The following is a 19,423-nucleotide window of genomic DNA, read 5'->3' on the forward strand; positions in this document are numbered from 1 at the left end:
AGATCCCCGGCTCCCATTCAACTACTGTGCCGTCAGGCCATCAAGTGCCTGGTTGAGCGCCAGCACATTCACCACCGGTTCACCCATGAAACCGAGCTCGCGGCCTTGGACGTTCTGATCAACCAGCTGGCGGACGCGGGTTTCATCGATACCACGCGCCTTGGCGACGCGCGGCACCTGGAAATAGGCCCCTTCCGGCGAGACGTGCGGATCCAGACCGCTACCTGAGGTGGTAACGAGATCCATCGGCACCGGAGTATTCGGGTTGGTTGCCTGCAAGGCGGCCAGATCCGTCTTGATACGATCGATCAATTTCGGATTTGTCGGTCCAAGATTGGACCCACTGGACGCAGCGGCATTATACCCGTCACCCGCAGCAGATGGCCTGCCATGGAAGTACTTGTCGGCGGCGAAGGCCTGACCGATCAGTTCGGAACCGATGACGGTACCGTTCTTCTCGATGAGGCTGCCATTGGCCTGCCGCGGGAACAGGACCTGAGCGATGCCGGTCATGCCCAAAGGATAGATAAGGCCGGTTATGACCGTGAAGGCGATGATCATGATAATCGCGGGTTTGAGTTGTTTTAACATTGGAATAATCCTTTACGCCAAGCCGAGGCTTGTGATGACCACGTCGATAGCTTTGATACCGACGAAGGGGACAATGACGCCGCCGAGGCCATAAATCAGAAGGTTGCGCCTCAGCAGCGCGCCAGCACCGACAGCCCGGTATTTGACGCCTTTGAGCGACAGCGGGATAAGGGCGACGATGATGAGCGCATTGAAGATGATCGCCGACAGGATGGCGCTCTGGGGTGTCTGCAGTCCCATGATATTGAGTGCACCGAGCTGCGGATAGAACGCCAGGAACATCGCCGGGATAATGGCGAAGTATTTGGCAATATCATTGGCAATCGAGAAGGTCGTCAACGCACCGCGAGTCATCAGCAACTGCTTGCCGATGCCGACGATCTCGATCAGCTTGGTAGGATCGCTGTCCAGATCGACCATGTTGCCAGCTTCGCGGGCTGCAACAGTACCGGTGTTCATGGCGACGCCTACATCTGCCTGGGCAAGTGCCGGAGCATCATTGGTACCGTCGCCACACATGGCGACAAGCTTGCCCTTCGACTGCTCGTCGCGGATCAGCGTGAGCTTGTTTTCGGGCGTTGCCTGCGCGAGGAAATCGTCGACGCCGGCTTCTGCTGCAATGGCGGCAGCGGTAAGCGGGTTGTCGCCGGTGATCATCACCGTGCGGATGCCCATACGGCGCAGCTCGGCGAAACGTTCGCGAATGCCGCCCTTGACGATATCCTTCAGGTATATGATGCCGAGTAGCTTGCCATCGCGGACAACTGCAAGCGGTGTGCCACCGCCCTTGGCGATCTGGTCGGCGATAGCCTGCAGATCACGAATGGTCTCGGCCGTGGCCCGTGTCGCAACAGTCGTTCCGCCAGCTCCGAACGTCGCAAGCGACATCTGATTGGCATAGGTAAGAACAGCGTCGACGGCGCCCTTGCGGATCGATGAGCCATCGATATCGACACCGCTCATGCGGCTCTGTGCGGTGAAGGGCACAAAGGTCGCATGCAGCGTCTGCATATCCCGGGCCCGTATGCCGTATTTTTCCTTGGCCAGTACGACGATTGAGCGGCCTTCCGGCGTTTCATCCGCCAGTGAAGCAAGCTGTGCGGCATCGGCAAGTTCCTGTTCCGATACGCCCTTGACGGGCAAGAACTCAGTCGCCTGACGATTACCGAAGGTGATCGTGCCGGTCTTGTCGAGGAGCAGTGTATCAACGTCACCCGCAGCTTCGACGGCACGCCCGGACATTGCCAGCACATTGAACTGGATGAGTCGGTCCATGCCAGCAATACCGATTGCCGACAGCAATGCGCCGATTGTCGTGGGGATCAGCGTCACGAACAGGGCAACGAGCACGACGACCGGGATTGCGCCGCCCGCATAGGAGGCAAAGCTCGGAATTGTCGCCGTAGCAAGAACGAAGATCAGCGTCATGCCTGCAAGAAGGATGTTGAGCGCAATCTCGTTGGGCGTCTTCTGGCGTTCGGCACCTTCAACGAGTGCGATCATCCGGTCAATGAAGGTCGAACCGGCCGCCGCTGTGATGCGGACGCGCAGCCAGTCGGACAAAACTTGCGTTCCGCCAGTCACTGCAGACCGGTCACCACCGGACTCGCGAATGACAGGAGCGGACTCGCCAGTGATTGCTGATTCATTGACCGAGGCGATACCTTCGACAACCTCGCCGTCTGACGGGATGATATCACCGGCATCGACGAGGACAATGTCGCCAACCTTCAAGCTCGCGCCAGGCACAAGCTTGAAATTGGTGCGGTCATCGCCGGAAAGGAGCTTCGCCTGGGTTTCGGTCCGCGCCTTGCGCAACGAATCTGCCTGGGCCTTGCCTCGTCCCTCGGCCACCGCTTCGGCGAAGTTGGCAAAGAGCACCGTGAACCACAACCAGATGATGATCTGGAAGGAGAAACCGAGGCTCTGTCCGCCTGTTGCAATGTCCTTGACGAAAAGCACGGTCGTCAGGGCTGAAACGACGGCGACGACGAACATAACGGGGTTTCGGATGAGGCTGCGCGGGTTTAGCTTTTTGAAAGCGCCGCCGATTGCAGGTATCAAGATGGATGAGTCCATAAGACTCGCTGATTTGGACTGGCTCATTTGAGACTCCAGTTGTGAATGTGAATAAACCCGTATGCGGCGAGCCAGACGAACAACATTATCAGCGTCATACCGAGAATGATGTCGGAAGCGCGCACACGCTTTTTTGCTCCCCGCGCCAAATTTCCAGCGCGGGGCTTGAGATTGAACTGCAGGTAGCTGTGACGCATGGCGGGGCCCATCAGAATGTCTGCCCGAGGCCGATTGCGAGGTGCTCGACGATTGGACCGACTGCCAGCGCCGGGAAGAAGGTGAGACCACCGACGATCAGGATGACACCGACGAGCAGACCAACGAACAGGCCGCCGTGGGTTGGGAAGGTGCCCGCGGATTCCGGAACGGTTTTCTTGGCAACCAGCGAACCAGCAATCGCCAGGGCTGGAATGATGACAAAGAATCTGCCCATCCACATCCCGGCGCCAAGAGTAAGGTTGTACCAGGCCGTATTGCCCGACAGACCACCGAAGGCTGAGCCATTGTTCCCCGCAGCCGAGGTATAGGCGTACAGGATCTCCGAGAAACCATGCGGACCGGGATTGGCAATGGAAGCGACCGCAGACGGCAGAACCGAGGCTATGGCGGTGAAGCCGAGCATCGCCAAAGGCAGAACCAGAACAGCCAGCATGGCCATCTTGACTTCCTTCGCCTCGATTTTCTTGCCAAGATATTCCGGCGTACGGCCAACCATCAGGCCAGCCACGAACACGGCAATGATCACGTAGAGGAGGATACCGTAAAGACCCGACCCGACACCGCCAAAGATCACTTCGCCCAGCATGATGTTGATAAGGGGTATCATGCCGCCGATCGCCATGAAGCTGTCATGCATCGCATTGACGGCACCGCAGGAGGCGGTTGTGGTGACCACCGCAAACAGTGCTGACAAGGGGATGCCGAAGCGTGTTTCCTTGCCTTCCATGTTGCCGCCGTCGAGCCCAAGAGCGTGGACCAGCGGATTACCGGCAGCCTCGGCCCAGTAGCAGACAACAACACCCGCCATAAACAGAATGCCCATGACGGCGAAGATCGCCCAGCCTTGACGCTGGTTGCCGACCATGCGGCCGAACACATTGGTCAAAGCCGCGCTGATCGCAAGGATCGTCACCATCTGGATGAGGTTCGAGATGGCATCGGGATTTTCGAACGGATGCGCGGAATTGACGTTGAAGAAGCCACCGCCATTGGTGCCGAGCATCTTGATCGCGAGCTGCGAAGCAACCGGGCCAACAGCGATCGTCTGCTTCGCACCTTCCAGCGTCGTGGCATCCACATAGGTTCCGAGCGTTTGCGGAACGCCGAGATAGACGTAAACGACTGTCAGGACGATGCAGATCGGCAGCAGGATATAGAGCGTAGACCTGGTCAGATCGACCCAGAAATTACCGATTGACTTGCCGGATGCTCGTGCAAAGCCACGGATAAGCGCGATCGCTATGGCAATACCGGTTGCCGCCGAGACGAAATTCTGAACGGTAAAGCCTGCCATCTGCACGAGATACGACATCGTGCTTTCGCCGCCGTAATTCTGCCAGTTCGTATTGGTCACGAAGCTGACGGCCGTGTTGAATGCGAGCCCGGGCTCGGTTGCGCCCATTGCGGCAGGATTATAGGGAAGCGCTCCCTGAAACCGCTGCAAGAAATAGAGAACGATAAAGCCGGCCAAACTGAAGAACAGCAGCGCCGCTGTATACGTCGTCCAATGCTGCTCCTCCCGCTCGTTTGTTCCGGCTATGCGGTAAAGGCCTCGCTCCACGGGAACGAGGATGGGCGAAAGGAATGTGCGATCGCCGTTGAAGACGCGCGTCATGTAACCGCCGAGCGGTTTCACGAGCAAAATGATGATCCCGCAGAAGACGAGTATCTGTATCCAACCGTTGAGAGTCATGGTGTAGCTTTCCGGGCCTTGGCCGGTAATGCGCTGGAGACCGCTTGAGAATTCAGCTTGTCGAGGGAGCTGGTGCGGTTCTCGAGAACCGGAGCGCAGTGGACATTTTCGTCCATGAGCACCGGAAGCGAAGAGAACCGCATCAGATGCCCGTCAAGCTGGAGTAATCAACGGTCTCTTAGAAGCGCTCCGGACGAACGAGGGCATAGGTGAGGTAGGCGAGGAGGAACAACGTTACAGCGCCGCCGAGAATATAATCGATAGTCATTTGCTAATCCTCGCCATCACAGATTATCGCAGGCTTTGGTGTAAGCCAGCGAGAGGACGAAGAACAAAATACCTATCGCGAGAACAACAATGTCCATCGATAGAACTCCTTATTGATTGCATAAATGGTCCAATCAGATGGGGCAGTGGCAACACCGCCAAGCTCGCTGATCGCAGCGGAATATGGCTTGGAACGCCATAAAAGTTCGAGACGGGACAAAGGGAGAAGAAATAAAAAAACTATAAGGATTTGAAATTTACTGAGGCTGAGGCCGATGAGTACTGGTTGATCAGGGCAGGATTTTCATCAGGGAGGCAAGAGCTGCCATGAGGACAAGCATCCCCAGCGCGAGCGGAATGAGAGATCTGATGGATTTGATGTCTCCTGCCAGACCGTCCGGTTCTTTGACCTCGGCTTCAGACCTCTCTGAAGCCGCATTTCGTGATATTTCGCGCATCACCCTGTCACCAGCCAGCTGCTCAACAGGATGACGGCCACGCCCGCAAGGATGACCAACCAAAGGCGCAGGAAAACACCAAGTTCCTCCCGGTAGCCTGCGGAGGTGATTTCAGAGTCTTGGATTTTATGCGGGGGCAAGGTGACCCGCTGTGCATGGTGCATATGCTGGGCTGCATAATAGATTCCTGAACGCGGAAGCATCGTATTCATCCTTCTGATTGCCGTGGTTTGACGGTCGGACAAATCCACAGCGCGAGGATAGAAGGGGATGAATATTTTTTCGATTGGACTGCAAGGGCAAAGATATAAAAACGGCGTAGTGAGCAAACGACGAAACGAACACGCCAGTTTGCCGCAGCGCTCGCGGCAACTTTGTTTATTTTCGTGCGTTGCACAACTCCAGGGTCTCCATTCAAGGGTCAGCCATGAAAACTGCCTTTCTCATCATAGGTGCGTTGCTGGTGCTCGCACTGCTCGCGGCGGCCGGCGTCTACTTCTATTCGCGGGAGTCCGCGACAATTCCCGTTGAACAGGGATACGGCCCCGACCCGACCTTGCCTCCGCCCAATCCCAAACCCATCACCACGGTCAACATCGCCGAGGCTTCCTCTTGGCCGGAAGGCAAAACGCCGACAGTTGCTGCAGGGATGAAAGTCAACGTCTTCGCCAAGGACCTTGACCATCCGCGCTGGCTGCATGTCCTGCCCAATGGCGATGTGCTTGTAGCCGAAACCAATGCGCCCGCCCGGCAGAACCAATCCTTCAGCATCCGCAGTTGGGTCGAAGGCCTCGTCATGGGCAGGGCTGGTGCGGGGGTGACAAGCCCGAACCGCATCACGCTACTGCGCGATGCCGACAATGACGGCGTGGCCGAGACAAAGGAGCCGTTTCTTGAGAACCTGAATTCGCCGTTTGGGATGGCCCTTTCTGGCGGCAAGCTCTACATCGCCAATACCGATGCGATCGTCGCTTATCCCTATAGCGATGGCGAGACCAAAATAACCGCGGCACCCGAAAAGATCGCGAATCTGCCAGGCGGCCCGATCAATCACCACTGGACGAAAGATGTGATCGCCAGCGCCGACGGGACAAAACTCTATGCGACGGTCGGATCGAACAGCAATGTCGGCGAGAACGGCATCGACGCGGAAGCCAACCGGGCCGCCGTCCTCGAGATCGACCTGAACACGAAAAAAACCAGGCTGTTTGCGTGGGGTCTGCGAAACCCGAATGGACTGTCCTGGAACCCCGACAATGGCGCACTCTGGGTCGCGGTCAATGAGCGCGACGAGATCGGCAGCGATCTTGTCCCGGACTATATGACATCGGTCAAGGATGGCGGGTTTTATGGCTGGCCATACAGCTACTACGGCCAGAACGTCGATGTGCGGGTCAGCCCGCAAAACCCGGAGCTTGTCGCCTCAGCGATAAAGCCGGATTATGCACTTGGGCCACATACGGCTTCGCTGGGTTTGACGTTCTATACCGGTTCACTGTTTGGCCCTGAATACAAAAACGGCGCGTTTGTCGGCCAGCATGGCTCCTGGAACCGCCAGCCCCGCAGCGGATACAAGGTCATCTTCGTTCCTTTCAGCAACGGCAAGCCGAATGGACCTCCGCAAGATATCCTGACGGGCTTTGTCGATGGCGATAAGGCTCTCGGTCGTCCGGTAGGCGTTGCCGTCGACAAGGCCGGCGCTCTTCTGGTGGCGGACGATGTTGGCAACACCATATGGCGAGTCACACCCTCCGCGCCGTGAATCGGGAACCTATTGTGCGCTCGTCGGTTAGAGCCGAAACGGGAGTGCAACCATGGCTGAGTATTCATGGCTTCTGATACTAATTGGTGGGCCCTTCATATTGGGCCTGTTGCTGGCACTCGGAATGAGGCAGCGCCGGCTGAGCCGTTATGAACGGGAAGCCCGCGATCGGGCCACCGACCGCATCTATCATGAAGAGTAGTAGCAGCTGGCCTCGGATCTGAGTTCGCTCAAGGAGTTTGCGGTGAGACGTTCGCCCGCCAATAGCTTGTCCACAGCGATCTATCCGGCGCCTATCTGCGAATGATTTCGTGAAACTCGTCGCGTTGGCCTGGCACGTCCTCCGCAACCACGAGACCGAGGCCTTCCTGATCGAACAGGGCGAACCATTCATCCCATTCTACGAGACGCGGCCCGCCGAAATCCTCAGGACGATCCGCGCCCTGGTGGTCATCATCCTCATAGGCATGCTGGCCGAACCGGATGGAGAGCACGGGTTCGTCGCTTCCAATCAGTTCTTCTGCATCGCGAATGGCGGGTATGCCGGATCGCGCCGCCGCCCAGTCTCGTATCTCTTGATGGTCCGTAAGCAATCTGGTCTCCGTCATGGGGTATTTCTCCTATGCTTTTTTAACGCGTCAAAAGTACCCGGGTTCCCGTGAAGAATAGACTCGGTACGGTTCGTTCACTTTTTCATTCGCCGGGAACATTTTGCTTCCTTGCGGCTTAAAACTCAACGAAGCTCCGGTCAGTCAATTGCAAAAAAGGAATAGACCATGGATAGCGGCATCACGATCAAACCATATTCTCACCCCGTGACCGTACGATTTCACAATGTCGTAATAGCTTCGACGGAACGGGCATTGGAATTACTGGAACCCGGACACAATCCAGTTCTCTATATCCCCTTCGACGATATCTATTTCGCCCATCTCGAAAAGACCGAAACCAGCACGAAATGCCCTTGGAAGGGCAACGCCTCCTACTGGCGGGTCACAGGTCAGGGCGAGTCGGCCAGCGATGCCATGTGGGCTTATGAAGACCCCATACCGGACGTCGCTGCAATCCGGGATCATGCAGCATTCGATCCAAAGAAAGTAACATTCGAGTGAACGATCACTGGAGGTTTCAAAATGGCCGGCAAGCCAAAAGAGAAATGGTCAAAGGATGTCACCGAGAATAGTGACGCGCTCGACCTTGAAGCCCATGTTTTCGAACAGCACGACCCGCACAAGATTGCCGTCTCGCTGAAGCGGTCCGCAGAAGCGTCGGACCGACGAAAATCAAGTCCTTACCGGTCCGCGATGTCGATGTTGACGTTCTATATCAACCGTGCCGGCCACAACTTACCCGACAAACAAAAGAATGTATTGGAGCGTGCCAAAGACGAACTGAGGAGGGAATTTGGCCGTACCTGAAGGTGCGATCCGGCAACATGAGCTGCTTTGTCTGCTGCTAGACATATAATTGCGCTTGTTTACAAACGGCGTAATGTTGTCTTGCATGCAATGCGAAGGGGTACTTGGATGGGCCAAAGGCTGGACCACAAATTGGAATGCGCAAACTGTGGTACAATCTATCTGGACATACCTGCAGACATAAATTCAAATTCGCCGATACACTGTAGTTCCTGCGGCAATTTTCTTGGCTCATGGGGCGATCTAGAGACCGATTTTGCCCGCCAGGGTGGGCAACACGGTGTTTTCCGCATGGAAAAAGGTATGATTACCCGGCTTGATGAGCCCGGGCAAATTTTTCACGGTGCAGCCAACGAAAACGCACCCAAGCCTCTGAAACCCGATGAGGTAGGCTAGAGCGCCATGAGTGCCGCCCTCCTCAATAGCCGCCAACCACGGGCAGAATCTCGCCAGTAATGTAGCTTGAGCAATGGGACGACGCCAGGAATACATAGGCGGGTGCCAGCTCTTCAGGCTGGGCGGGTCGCTTCATCGGCGTATTTGAACCGAACTTCGAGACGTCCCTTGCCTCCCTTGCTTGCGGACGTGGCGATGACGATGACGATGACGATACAACGTCTTCCTTCCTTCTCGACCAGTTTCTTTGTCATCTGAATCTCCTTCATCGCATCTGATGCTACCCCCCAAGCATCCGAATTGTTCATGCTGCAATGGAGGAACTATCTGCTTCCATCTGGCGTTTTCGACCAACAGCACAACCGAGGGACGACCGATGACCAAACAACCGACGATTGCCCGCATTTGGCGTGGCCGAACCCAGCCGGAACACGCGGATGAATACGAGGCGTATAATTACGAAGCTGGCATCAAGCCGCTGATCGAAAAAGCGCTCGGGGTTCAGACCCTGCGGGAGGACCGGGAGGACGAGACCGAGTTCATGACGATCTCTTATTGGGAGGACGTGGAGTCGATGGCGCACTTCACTGGAGGCGACCCCAACAGCATCCATCATCTCGCCCGGGACAGTGAATTCCTGATCGAGCTGCCTACCCACATACAAGTTCTCAAAATCCGTTCGGCTCACGGCCTGACTGGATTTGGCAAATTCGTTGCAGACTTCCGATGAGAATATTCGCCTTCGGCACTTTAAAGAAAGGTTTCCCGCTGCATGCCCACGGCCTGAATGATGCCGTGTTTCTGGGAAATTGCCGCACGGTCGAGCGATTTCCCATGCTCATTGCCGGATCCTGGTTTGCTCCGATGATGCTGGATTTGCCGGGCACCGGTTTTCGCGTAAAAGGCGAACTCTACGACATTGCCGAAAGCCAATTGCCTCTTCTGGACGCACTCGAATCCGTTGGCTTGCCCGGCAATTTTCGCAAGTCGATCAAAATCTGCGATGAAGACGGCAACCTCGCAGGCTGGGCGTTTGCATTCCTCAAATCGCCAGATCTCGCCATCCCGGTTCATTCCGGCTACCTGGATGAATATCTGGATGGAAGGTTCATCCCTCCATGGGAACGGCAGAAATAGAGAAAAGCCCGCCACTGGATGACGGGCTTTCTGGATCATTTTTCTTTTTTTTCGGAGCGTTTTGCAGATAGTCAGGCAGCCGCTGCCCGGTTGAGTGAGCCTTCGGCCAGTTTCGACAGCGCGGCGTCGGTGGCGATTTCCTCCTGCAAGGTTGCTCCCAGCAGTTTCTTCGCGTCGGGCATATTCAAATCTCCGGCCCAGCGCGCCAAGGTTCCGTATCGCGCGATCTCATAATGTTCAACGGCTTGAGCTGCGGATGCCAATCCGGCATCCAGAGCAGGTTGATCCTTGAATTCGTCCAGAATTTCCTCGCCCTCGGCGATAATACCTTCTATGGCCTCGCAAGTCTTGCCCTGTGCACGCTTGCCGAAAATTTCGAAAACCTGTTGCAGACGCTCGACATGGACTTCCGTCTCGTCCCTATGCTTCTCGAAAGCAGCTTTTAGTTGCGGGGACGCCGCCCCCTTTGCCATTTTCGGCAGGGCTTTTAAAATCTTGCGCTCGGCGTAGTAGATATCCTTCAGAGTTTCATGAAAGAGTTTGTCCAGTGTCTTCTCGGCCATTGTAAGACTCCCATTCGTTTGGCGGTTTCGCGATTAACGCAATCTGACGTTGCGCAAGTAATCGACCGCGGGAGTAACGAAGGTGCTGGACAATGGTTCCTTGGTCTGACTGGAAAGATAACCCGTCGCCTGTAATAAATTAGCCGAATGAATATCCCGCGCCGCGCACTGTGCGGATCGGATCGATGGAGCGACCAATATTGATAGCCTTGCGCAAGCGCCCGACATGCACGTCGACGGTGCGGTCATCTACATAGATGTCGGCGCCCCAAACATTGTCGAGCAGCTGACCGCGCGAAAAGACACGGCCGGGAGATTGCATCAGGAATTCCAGGAGACGGAATTCCGTCGGGCCGAGTTTGAGTTCGCGTTCCTTGCGGTAGACGCGGTGTTGCTCGCGGTCGAGCTTGAGGTCGCCAAAGCTCAGCACATGCGACAGAAGGCTTGGATTGACCCGGCGCAGCATGGATTTGATGCGAGCAAGCAGCTCCGGTGTAGAGAACGGCTTGACCATATAATCGTCCGCGCCGGTCGCAAGGCCGCGCACCCGCTCGCTTTCCTCGCCGCGTGCCGTCAGCATGATGATCGGCAGGATTTCCGTTTCGCGCCTTGCTCTCAGTCGCCGGCACAATTCGATGCCGGAAAGGCCGGGCAGCATCCAGTCCAGGATCAACAGATCCGGCACTTTCTCTCGCAAAGCTATTTCCGCTTCGTCGCCGCGCGCGATCGTCTCGACTGCATAGCCTTCAGCTTCAAGATTGTACCTGAGGAGGACGCTCAAGGCTTCCTCGTCTTCCACAACGGTGATTTTGGGAGCTATAGCCATTTTCTACCTTTGAAAACTAGGACGCGAGAGGTTCATCCACTACGATTGTGTGGGATTGATCTTCCTTCGGGCGCTCTGCCGGAAGCTGCGTTCCCGTCACAATATAATAAACTGTCTCTGCTATATTCGTCGCATGATCGCCGATGCGTTCGATGTTCTTTGCACAGAAAAGTAGATGCGTGCAGGCGGAGATATTGCGCGGATCTTCCATCATGTAGGTCAGAAGTTCGCGGAACAATGACGTATAGAGTGCATCGATCTCGTCGTCGCGCTCGCGCACGATATTGACCTGCGCGACCGAACGTGTGGCGTAGGCGTCGAGTACGTCCTTGAGCTGCGTCAAAGCCAGTTCGGCGATCGTCTGCAACCCGCGATAGACCGAAAGTGTCTGCCTGGTATCGGTGACCGCAACCACGCGCTTGGCAATGTTCTTGCCAAGATCGCCGATGCGTTCCAGATCCGATGAAATGCGGATCGTGCCTATGACTTCACGCAGGTCGATAGCCATGGGCTGGCGCTTGCCGATGATGGTAATCGCCTTTTCGTCGATCTCGCGTTGACCGGCATCAAGGATCAAATCGTCCGAGATCACCCGCTGTGCCAACGCATTGTCCGAATTGACCATGGCAGCGACGGCCTGCTCGACCATGCGTTCCGCATGCCCGCCCATCTCGGCGATCTTGTGCGTCAGGAATTTCAGTTCTTCGTCGTAGGAACGGACGGTGTGCTGAGCTGTCTGTTCGGTCATGATATTAACCTCTTTCCCGTGATCAGCCGAAGCGTCCGGTGATGTAGTCTTGCGTGCGCTTTTCCGTCGGGCTGGTGAACATCATTTCCGTATCACCTACCTCAACGAGATTGCCCAGATGGAACATCGCGGTGCGCTGTGATACGCGTGCCGCCTGCTGCATCGAGTGCGTCACGATGACGATCGTATAATTCTCGCGCAATTCGTCGATCAGTTCCTCCACCTTGGCGGTGGCGATGGGATCTAGCGCTGAGCACGGCTCATCCATCAGGATGACTTCCGGACTGACGGCGATGGCGCGCGCAATGCAAAGGCGCTGCTGCTGGCCGCCGGAAAGACCTGTACCCGCTTCGTGCAGGCGATCTTTCACCTCTTCGAACAGGCTGGCACGGCGCAGGCTCTTCTCGACAATTTCATCGAGTTGCTGGCGGTTCTTGGCAAGACCATGAATACGCGGGCCATAAGCCACGTTCTCGAAGATCGACTTCGGGAAGGGATTGGGCTTCTGGAAAACCATGCCAACGCGGGCACGCAACTCCACCACGTCGATTTTTGGATTGTAGATGTCCTCGTCATCGAGCGTAAGAAGGCCGCCGACCTTGCAGCCTTCGATCGTGTCGTTCATGCGGTTCAGGCTGCGCAGGAATGTGGACTTGCCGCAGCCCGAGGGGCCGATCAGGGCCGTTACCATCTTCTCCGGCACATCGAGGCTGACACCGAACAGGGCTTGCTTGTCACCATAGTGGACGGTGACGTCCTTGCCCTGCATCTTGATCGCATTTCCCTGAGCGCTCATTTTGTCGTTTACCGCTTTTTCGAGATTTCGTTCCGTCATCAGGTTCATAATTAGAGCCTTTCCCGACCCGTTACCACCGCCGCTCGAAGCGGCGACGCAGAATGATAGCTGTGATGTTCATGACCGCGAGGAAAATCAACAACACGATGATAGCGCCAGACGTCCGCTCGACAAAGGCGCGCTCCGCCTCGTTGGCCCACATGTAGATCTGCACTGGCAGCGCCGTGGAAGGATCGAGCGGCGTTACTGGACTGTTGGCGACGAAAGCGACCATGCCGATCAGAAGCAGCGGCGCCGTTTCCCCGAGCGCGTGCGCGAGACCGATGATCGTGCCAGTCAGGATGCCGGGGGCGGCCAGCGGCAGGACGTGGTGGAAAACCATCTGGGTCTTCGACGCTCCGACGCCCAGAGCCGCCGCGCGGATCGATGGCGGAACGGCTCGCAGCGCTGCGCGCGTTGCGATGATGATCGTTGGCAATGTCATCAGCGTCAGCACCATACCGCCGACCAGCGAGGCCGAGCGAGGCATGTGGAAGAAGTTGATGAAGACGGCCAATCCAAGAAGGCCGAACACGATCGACGGAACAGCCGCGAGATTATTGATATTGACTTCGATGATGTCCGTCAGCCGGTTCTTCTTGGCGTACTCCTCAAGATAGATGGACGCTGCGACACCAATTGGCAGGGAGAGACACAGGACGATCAGCATCATGTAGAGCGAGCCGATGAGCGCAACACCAAGACCAGATGTCTCGGGGCGGCTCGACGCGCCATAGGTGAAGAGGCCGGTATTGAAGCGCTGGGACATCGCGCGCTCACCCTTCAGCTTGTTCATCCACTCGACCTGCTGGTCAGAAACCTTGCGGCGGGTCTGATCGACGGTCAGATCGATCTGGCCCTTGAAGGCGGAGTCGATATCCGCACCAGTCAGCACCCAGACGCTCTGCGTCGTGCCAATAAGCGAAGGATTGGCGACGACGAGGTCGCGCAATTGTCCGCGCACCCCTTCCGAAAACAGCTTGCCGAGTTCACGCATTGCAGGCTTGTTCGTCGCTGGCACGCCCAATTTTTCCGCCAGTGCATTGCGTGCCAGGATCGGATAATTGGCTGTCAGCAGGACGTTCGGATCAGTCGCGCGCTTGTTGTCGGGATCGATAATCTTCGGGTCGAGATTGATCGCGAGATTGACCTCGGTCTGCCAGAAGGCCGTGTAACCGTTGGAAAACACCGAATACATCAAGGCGACCAGGAAGAAGAGACCGATGGCAATCGCGGTGATACCGTAGAGCTTGAAACGGCGTTCGGCGGCATAACGGCGCTTCAGCCCGATGTCACGGCGCGCCGGACGTGCAGATGCTGGTGCAGCGGGATTGAGGGCTATGTCGGTCATTCGTACTGCTCCCGATACTTACGCACGATGTAGAGCGCAAAGATGTTCATCGCCAGAGTGATGAAAAAGAGGGTGAGGCCCAAGGCAAACGCCACCAGGGTTTGCGGTGAATTGAATTCGAGATCGCCCGTCAACTGATTGACGATCTTGACGGTGATCGTCGTCATCGCTTCGAAAGGGTTGATGTTGAGGTTGGCGGCAACGCCGGCAGCCAGCACAACGATCATGGTTTCGCCGATGGCGCGCGACGCGGTCAAAAGCAGCGCGCCCACGATGCCCGGCAAGGCTGCCGGAAGAACAACACGGCGGATTGTTTCGGACTTGGTCGAACCGAGACCCAGCGATCCATCGCGCAGCGAACCAGGAACCGCGGTGATGATGTCATCGGAAAGCGACGAGACGAAGGGGATCAGCATGACACCCATGACGATGCCTGCAGTCAAAACGCTCTGCGCCTGGATAAAGGCATAACCACCGGAAAGTGCTGCACTGAGATCGCGCAGGAATGGACCGACTGTGACGAGCGCGAAGAAGCCATAGACGATCGTCGGGATACCGGCCAGCACCTCAAGCAGCGGCTTGACGACGGAACGTACGCTGCGGCTTGCATATTCCGCCATATAGATGGCGGCGAACAGGCCCACCGGGACGGCGAACAGCATGGCAACGAACGCGATATAAAGCGTGCCGGCGAGCAGAGGGATCAGGCCGAACTGCCCTTGTGAACCGCCGGAACCCGCCGCTGCAAAGCGCGGATCCCAGACCGTGCCGAAGAAGAACGTCGAAGGCGATACCGATTGGAAGAAGGTTATTGTCTGGAAAAGCATCGAGAGGATGATGCCGATGGTGGTGAGAATGGCGATAGCCGACGCCGCGATGAGCGCGCCAAGGATAACACGTTCCACATTGTTACGGGCCCGCGCCCGGACGTGGACGCCGGAGAGGCCGAAGACCGCGCCGGCAAGTGCCAGCACTATCGCGACAATTCCGCCAATCCTGCTTGCCCAGGCGGTGTTCCTGTTCCACTCGGTGGCGATGGGGATCATATAGTCCTGACCCTCGGTCGCAAGCGCCACACCCTTGTTGGCGAGAAGCGGCTGCAACTCTGCAAAGGTTTGCGGAAGATTGGCCCGTTCTGCATCGCTAAGCCTGTCCAGGCCGCGAGCAATCCCGCTGACCATGCCAAGCTCAAGGCTTTGGCTGGCGATGACAGTGTCGGCAGTGCGTGGTGGCAGCTCGGCAATGGCTGACCGCTCCAGGTAGACCCCGGTTCCGGCAGCCCACACCGCGATAAAAAGGATAGCCGGGAGCGCAGAAGCCAGGAAAACCCACCATCCATGATAATGCGGCAGGGAATGCGGCTTGACGTTTCCGCCCTCTTTGCTGACAGCGCGCTGGCGACCGATGAAGTATCCTGCCGCGGCAATCGCTATGACAATCACAAGCACCATTAAAGTGGACATCTAGGATCTTCCCCGTCCCGCAAAATTCACGTCAATTAAAAAGATAAACGGGCAGCCGAAGCCGCCCGTTTACGTAAGCCGAAGCTTACTTCATTGTTGTACCGGCAGCAAATGCATCGCGCTGGGCTTTGCGTTCTGTATCCGGGGCGGCAACCAGGCCGTACTCGACGAGCGGGCTGTCCGGGCCGATCATCTGATCGTTGAGGAAGAAGTCGACATATTCCTTCAGACCAGGAATGACACCGAGATGAGCCTTCTTGACGTAGAAGAACAGCGGGCGCGAAACCGGATATTTGCCGGAAGAAATGGTTTCCGTGCTCGGAACGACACCTTCAACCGTAGCAACCTTCAGCTTGTCGGCATTGTTTTCATAGAATGCGAGGCCGAAGACGCCAACGCCGGTCTTGTTGGCATCGATACGAGCCAGCGTTTCCGGATAATCGCCATCGATATCGATTGCCTTGCCATCCTTGCGGATCTTGACGCAGGCAGCAGCGGCGGCCTTTTCGTCAAGGCCGAGCTTCTTGATCGCATCGGCAGCCCCAGTAGCTTTACAGCCACCGGTCATCAGCTTCTCTTCGAAAACTTCGCGTGTGCCGTGCTTTTCGCCAGGAATGTAAGCGGCAATATCCCAGTCCGGGAGGGCCGGGTTCACCTGGTTCCACTTGGTGTTTGGATTGTCGGCGAGCTTGCCGTCAACAACGATCTGGGCGGCAAGCGCTGTGTAAATGTCCTTCGGTGCCAAAGCCCAATCCGGACCCTTGATGTCGGTGGCGAAAACGATGCCATCGTAGCCAATGCGGATTTCCTCGACGTCTTTGACGCCTGCATCGGCGCAAGACTTCAATTCACTTTCCTTGATTGGGCGGGATGAATTGGCAATGTCGACCGTGTCTTCGCCAACGCCCTTGCAGAATTCCTTGATGCCTGCGCCGGAACCACCGGATTCAACGACTGGCGTCTTGAAATTCGGATATGTTTCACCGAAGGTTTCGGCAACGATCTTGGCGTATGGCAGGACCGTCGAAGAGCCCGAGACCTGGACCTGGTCGCGTGCAGACGCTGCAACCGTGGACGCGCCTACGGCGATCGCAAGCACTGCAGCTGTAGTTAGAAGCTTGTTCATCGTTTTACTCCCGTTAGAAAACTGTTCAAGTAAGCGCTGTCTACAGAAGGTTTATAACAGTCATGTGACAGATATATTACAGTTTGGTCACAAGGGGAGGGTCGCGGAAATACGCGCCTTAACGAATTGAAATTGTTCAATTAAATGAATTGTAAGCCGGCTGTGCCCATCGTATCCGAGGGCGATGACCGTCAAAGATTCAACGATTTCAATAACATCCTTCGGGTGAATTGCGACAGCTTTTACAACCGTAAGCGACGAAAGCCGCTTTGCACAGCTGCGTCATCTCTGCGCTAGTGCAAAAGACGGTCAGGACTCTAATTCTCGCGCCCATGCGGACGGCGCGAGACAGGCGTATCCGCTGCAGCAACCTCACGCCACTTCAGCTCATTTCAACGTGGGCTTGCCTATCAACACACCCGCGCGCTGCGCGGCAATGACGAATGCTTGCCTCGCCTTTGCCGGCGGCATCCAGCCTTCTAGGGCATCCCGGCACATTCGCGTGGCACGCCGGTATTCGACCCCATCCTGCTGCGGCCATTGGTTCTTGAGACACTCCAATGCCTCCCATGCCGAAGAGACGAGGCGAAGCCCCATGGCACCGAGGCTGATCAGTACTGGAGATGAAAAAGACTTGTCGTTCATGACCCGCTGCCCCCCGTTTTGTACGAAACAGCGATATTTGCGTAGCTTGAATTCGAAATCATAGTTGTACTCCATCGAGAATTACGAACTATGTTTCCTCCTGTTCCCTGGTCTTTTTATTTGGACTTCTAGGATGAGCGATGATCTCAGATTTGCATTTACCCCGCAATACCCCAATTCGGACGATACACCTATTTCAGTCGTTCCATAGTCCCGCCGGATTACTGGTTCCGACGTTGTTCTCGTTCCCGCTTGCCAAAACGGTTCAGATCAAGTGACCAGAGGAGAGACACATGGCAAAGCAGAGCGCCGGCATTCTCATGTACCGCGGTAACGGCAACGATCACAAGGTATTGCTAGTCCATCCCGGCGGCCCCTTCTGGCGCAACAAGGATCTCTCAGCCTGGTCTATTCCGAAAGGCGAGTATAGCGAAGGCGATGATCCGGAACTGACGGCGCGACGCGAATTTGCCGAGGAAACAGGCATGGTTCTTGATGGGGAACTCCAGTCTCTGGGCTCCATCCGCCAAGCGGGCGGCAAGGTTGTGACCGGATTTGCGCTCGAAGGCAATTTCGACGTGGCCGGGCTCGTCAGCAATACCTTTGAAATCGAGTGGCCGCCTCGGAGCGGCCGCAAGGAAACCTTCCCGGAAGTCGACCGCGCGGAGTGGTTTTCATTCGATGAAGCGCACCGAAAAATCATAACGGGTCAGCGCCCGCTTCTTGATCGCCTTCAGGAAATGCTTGCGCCCCGGATTGATTAGCCGGCCCTCCAAGCCTTCCCTTCCGCATCGAGCGCGGCGAATTCCTCGCTGGAAAGTTCGATTGCCGCGGCTGCTATGTTCTCCTCCAGATGCGCCGCCCTGGATGTACCCGGGATTGGCAGCATCACCGGGCTGCGCTTCAGGACCCAGGCCAGCGCGATCTGGCTTGGACCGGCGCCGTGAGCCGAAGCCAACTTGTCGAGGAGAGATCCCGGCTTGGCCAGACCGCCCGCGGCAAGCGGGGACCACGGAATGAAACCGATATTGTTTTCGCTGCAATAGTCGAGCACGTCCTCGCTGGTTCGATCGACAAGATTATAGCGGTTCTGGACCGTCGCCACTTTAAAATGCTTCGATGCCGCCTTGATGGCGGCAACCGACACCTCGCTCAGGCCGGCATGGCGGATGACCCCATCATCAAGGAGCTTCCTTACCGCCGAAAACTGCTCGTCTTCTGGCACCTTCGTATCGATCCGGTGCAATTGCCAGAGACCGATCTGTTCCACACCAAGCCGGCGGCAGCTTGCATACGCCTGCTGGATCAAATATTCCGGTCGCCCGAGCGGGGTCCACAGGTTCGGGCCGGTACGCGCAAGCCCGGCTTTTGTTGCGATCAACATACCGCGATAGGGATGCAACGCTTCCCTGATCAACTCTTCGGAGACATTGGGACCGTAGGAATCGGCAGTATCGATGAAATTGACGCCAAGTTCGGGAAGTCTCAACGTGCGGATCGCTTCCGCACGATCGGCCGGTTCACCCCATATCCCTGGACCCGTAATTCGCATGGCGCCGAAGCCGAGGCGATTGATCTCGATGTCTCCGCCAATTCTGAATGTGCCCGAAAGCGCTGCATTGGATTTGGACATGTCCCATCCCTTCGCTTGGTTGGTTTATCGTGAGATAAGTGTGCGAGGTCGTAAACTCATAAATCTGGTAGAAAAGGCGCCTGAAACGGCAAGAAGATGCGAGATGGCCTCATACCATTTCAATCAGATTTATGAGTTCACGACCTGCATTAAACTCTGCGGCCATTCGTTCGACAAATCACTGAAGATTTACTTTGCCACCGATCGGGATTT

The 19,423-nt window shown here is 56.4% G+C and carries 23 protein-coding genes and 1 pseudogene; 7 read left to right on the plus strand and 17 right to left on the minus strand.

Annotated features, from left to right (window positions below; genetic code table 11):
• Positions 1-21: 21 nt before the first annotated feature.
• The 6 genes from kdpC to FHS21_RS18570 form a co-directional block, all read right to left on the minus strand.
• A complete protein-coding gene (kdpC, locus tag FHS21_RS18540; RefSeq protein WP_112523914.1) occupies positions 22-591 on the minus strand; it encodes a potassium-transporting ATPase subunit KdpC in 570 nt (189 codons plus the stop codon).
• A 12-nt stretch (positions 592-603) separates the two neighbouring features.
• Positions 604-2,697: a potassium-transporting ATPase subunit KdpB gene (kdpB, locus tag FHS21_RS18545; protein ID WP_112523917.1), complete on the minus strand. Its 2,094-nt coding sequence runs from the start codon at positions 2,695-2,697 to the stop codon at positions 604-606.
• A gap of 181 nt (positions 2,698-2,878) precedes the next feature.
• Entirely contained in the window at positions 2,879-4,582 is a 1,704-nt protein-coding gene (gene kdpA, locus FHS21_RS18555) for a potassium-transporting ATPase subunit KdpA (protein ID WP_183663619.1), read from the minus strand.
• A 178-nt stretch (positions 4,583-4,760) separates the two neighbouring features.
• Positions 4,761-4,850, minus strand: coding sequence for a K(+)-transporting ATPase subunit F (locus tag FHS21_RS18560; RefSeq protein ID WP_100003438.1), 90 nt, complete (start codon positions 4,848-4,850; stop codon positions 4,761-4,763).
• Positions 4,851-5,139: 289 nt separating this feature from the next.
• Entirely contained in the window at positions 5,140-5,307 is a 168-nt protein-coding gene (locus FHS21_RS18565) for a hypothetical protein (protein WP_162701770.1), read from the minus strand.
• Positions 5,307-5,510 (minus strand): hypothetical protein, encoded by a 204-nt coding sequence (locus FHS21_RS18570; protein WP_158482169.1) that lies wholly within the window; start codon positions 5,508-5,510, stop codon positions 5,307-5,309. The genes FHS21_RS18565 and FHS21_RS18570 overlap by 1 nt, the downstream gene beginning before the upstream one ends.
• A gap of 224 nt (positions 5,511-5,734) precedes the next feature.
• Between FHS21_RS18570 and FHS21_RS18575 the strand changes: the two genes are divergently transcribed.
• Complete coding sequence (locus tag FHS21_RS18575) at positions 5,735-7,069, plus strand: PQQ-dependent sugar dehydrogenase (RefSeq protein ID WP_183663621.1); 1,335 nt, start codon at positions 5,735-5,737, stop codon at positions 7,067-7,069.
• Positions 7,070-7,121: 52 nt separating this feature from the next.
• A complete protein-coding gene (locus FHS21_RS18580) occupies positions 7,122-7,271 on the plus strand; it encodes a hypothetical protein (protein WP_162701771.1) in 150 nt (49 codons plus the stop codon).
• Positions 7,272-7,362: 91 nt separating this feature from the next.
• Here FHS21_RS18580 and FHS21_RS18585 read toward each other — a convergent pair whose 3' ends face one another.
• Complete coding sequence (locus tag FHS21_RS18585) at positions 7,363-7,677, minus strand: hypothetical protein (protein ID WP_183663623.1); 315 nt, start codon at positions 7,675-7,677, stop codon at positions 7,363-7,365.
• Between the two features lie 168 nt (positions 7,678-7,845).
• Between FHS21_RS18585 and FHS21_RS18590 the strand changes: the two genes are divergently transcribed.
• On the plus strand, positions 7,846-8,181 hold the full coding sequence (locus FHS21_RS18590) for a DUF427 domain-containing protein (protein WP_112523936.1): 336 nt from the start codon (positions 7,846-7,848) through the stop codon (positions 8,179-8,181).
• Between the two features lie 21 nt (positions 8,182-8,202).
• On the plus strand, positions 8,203-8,487 hold the full coding sequence (locus FHS21_RS18595; protein ID WP_112523939.1) for a DUF3175 domain-containing protein: 285 nt from the start codon (positions 8,203-8,205) through the stop codon (positions 8,485-8,487).
• Positions 8,488-8,905: 418 nt separating this feature from the next.
• Here FHS21_RS18595 and FHS21_RS18600 read toward each other — a convergent pair.
• Positions 8,906-9,070, minus strand: a pseudogene (locus tag FHS21_RS18600) (SDR family oxidoreductase); the annotation flags it as partial.
• Between the two features lie 189 nt (positions 9,071-9,259).
• Here FHS21_RS18600 and FHS21_RS18610 point away from each other — a divergent pair.
• Positions 9,260-9,613, plus strand: coding sequence for an antibiotic biosynthesis monooxygenase family protein (locus tag FHS21_RS18610; RefSeq protein WP_112523947.1), 354 nt, complete (start codon positions 9,260-9,262; stop codon positions 9,611-9,613).
• Entirely contained in the window at positions 9,610-10,020 is a 411-nt protein-coding gene (locus FHS21_RS18615) for a gamma-glutamylcyclotransferase family protein (RefSeq protein ID WP_112523950.1), read from the plus strand. The genes FHS21_RS18610 and FHS21_RS18615 overlap by 4 nt, the downstream gene beginning before the upstream one ends.
• Positions 10,021-10,091: 71 nt before the next feature.
• Here the strand turns inward: FHS21_RS18615 and FHS21_RS18620 are convergent, their stop codons facing one another.
• The 8 genes from FHS21_RS18620 to FHS21_RS18655 all read right to left on the minus strand — a co-directional run bounded on the left by FHS21_RS18620 (position 10,092) and on the right by FHS21_RS18655 (position 17,577).
• Positions 10,092-10,583 (minus strand): YciE/YciF ferroxidase family protein, encoded by a 492-nt coding sequence (locus tag FHS21_RS18620; RefSeq protein WP_112523954.1) that lies wholly within the window; start codon positions 10,581-10,583, stop codon positions 10,092-10,094.
• Between the two features lie 139 nt (positions 10,584-10,722).
• Positions 10,723-11,409, minus strand: coding sequence for a phosphate regulon transcriptional regulator PhoB (phoB, locus tag FHS21_RS18625; protein WP_162701772.1), 687 nt, complete (start codon positions 11,407-11,409; stop codon positions 10,723-10,725).
• Between the two features lie 16 nt (positions 11,410-11,425).
• The gene (gene phoU / locus FHS21_RS18630; protein WP_112523958.1) at positions 11,426-12,157 is read right to left on the minus strand and encodes a phosphate signaling complex protein PhoU; all 732 of its coding nucleotides are present in this window, start codon (positions 12,155-12,157) and stop codon (positions 11,426-11,428) included.
• Between the two features lie 22 nt (positions 12,158-12,179).
• Positions 12,180-12,953: a phosphate ABC transporter ATP-binding protein PstB gene (gene pstB, locus FHS21_RS18635; protein ID WP_245426403.1), complete on the minus strand. Its 774-nt coding sequence runs from the start codon at positions 12,951-12,953 to the stop codon at positions 12,180-12,182.
• A gap of 70 nt (positions 12,954-13,023) precedes the next feature.
• Positions 13,024-14,343 (minus strand): phosphate ABC transporter permease PstA, encoded by a 1,320-nt coding sequence (pstA, locus tag FHS21_RS18640; RefSeq protein WP_183663627.1) that lies wholly within the window; start codon positions 14,341-14,343, stop codon positions 13,024-13,026.
• Positions 14,340-15,806 (minus strand): phosphate ABC transporter permease subunit PstC, encoded by a 1,467-nt coding sequence (gene pstC, locus FHS21_RS18645; protein WP_183663629.1) that lies wholly within the window; start codon positions 15,804-15,806, stop codon positions 14,340-14,342. The genes pstA and pstC overlap by 4 nt, the downstream gene beginning before the upstream one ends.
• A gap of 85 nt (positions 15,807-15,891) precedes the next feature.
• Complete coding sequence (locus tag FHS21_RS18650) at positions 15,892-16,932, minus strand: substrate-binding domain-containing protein (protein ID WP_112523969.1); 1,041 nt, start codon at positions 16,930-16,932, stop codon at positions 15,892-15,894.
• 387 nt (positions 16,933-17,319) lie between these two features.
• Complete coding sequence (locus FHS21_RS18655; protein ID WP_112524224.1) at positions 17,320-17,577, minus strand: DUF982 domain-containing protein; 258 nt, start codon at positions 17,575-17,577, stop codon at positions 17,320-17,322.
• Between the two features lie 293 nt (positions 17,578-17,870).
• Between FHS21_RS18655 and FHS21_RS18660 the strand changes: the two genes are divergently transcribed.
• The gene (locus FHS21_RS18660; RefSeq protein ID WP_183663631.1) at positions 17,871-18,341 is read left to right on the plus strand and encodes an NUDIX hydrolase; all 471 of its coding nucleotides are present in this window, start codon (positions 17,871-17,873) and stop codon (positions 18,339-18,341) included.
• On the opposite strand, the gene FHS21_RS18665 is transcribed toward FHS21_RS18660, so the two are convergent.
• Positions 18,338-19,210: an aldo/keto reductase gene (locus tag FHS21_RS18665; RefSeq protein WP_183663633.1), complete on the minus strand. Its 873-nt coding sequence runs from the start codon at positions 19,208-19,210 to the stop codon at positions 18,338-18,340. The two genes, FHS21_RS18660 and FHS21_RS18665, sit on opposite strands and share 4 nt — an antisense overlap.
• Positions 19,211-19,423: the final 213 nt, after the last annotated feature.

The sequence above is a fragment of the Phyllobacterium trifolii genome, from assembly GCF_014192095.1.
GTDB classification, from domain to species: Bacteria; Pseudomonadota; Alphaproteobacteria; order Rhizobiales; family Rhizobiaceae; genus Phyllobacterium; species Phyllobacterium trifolii.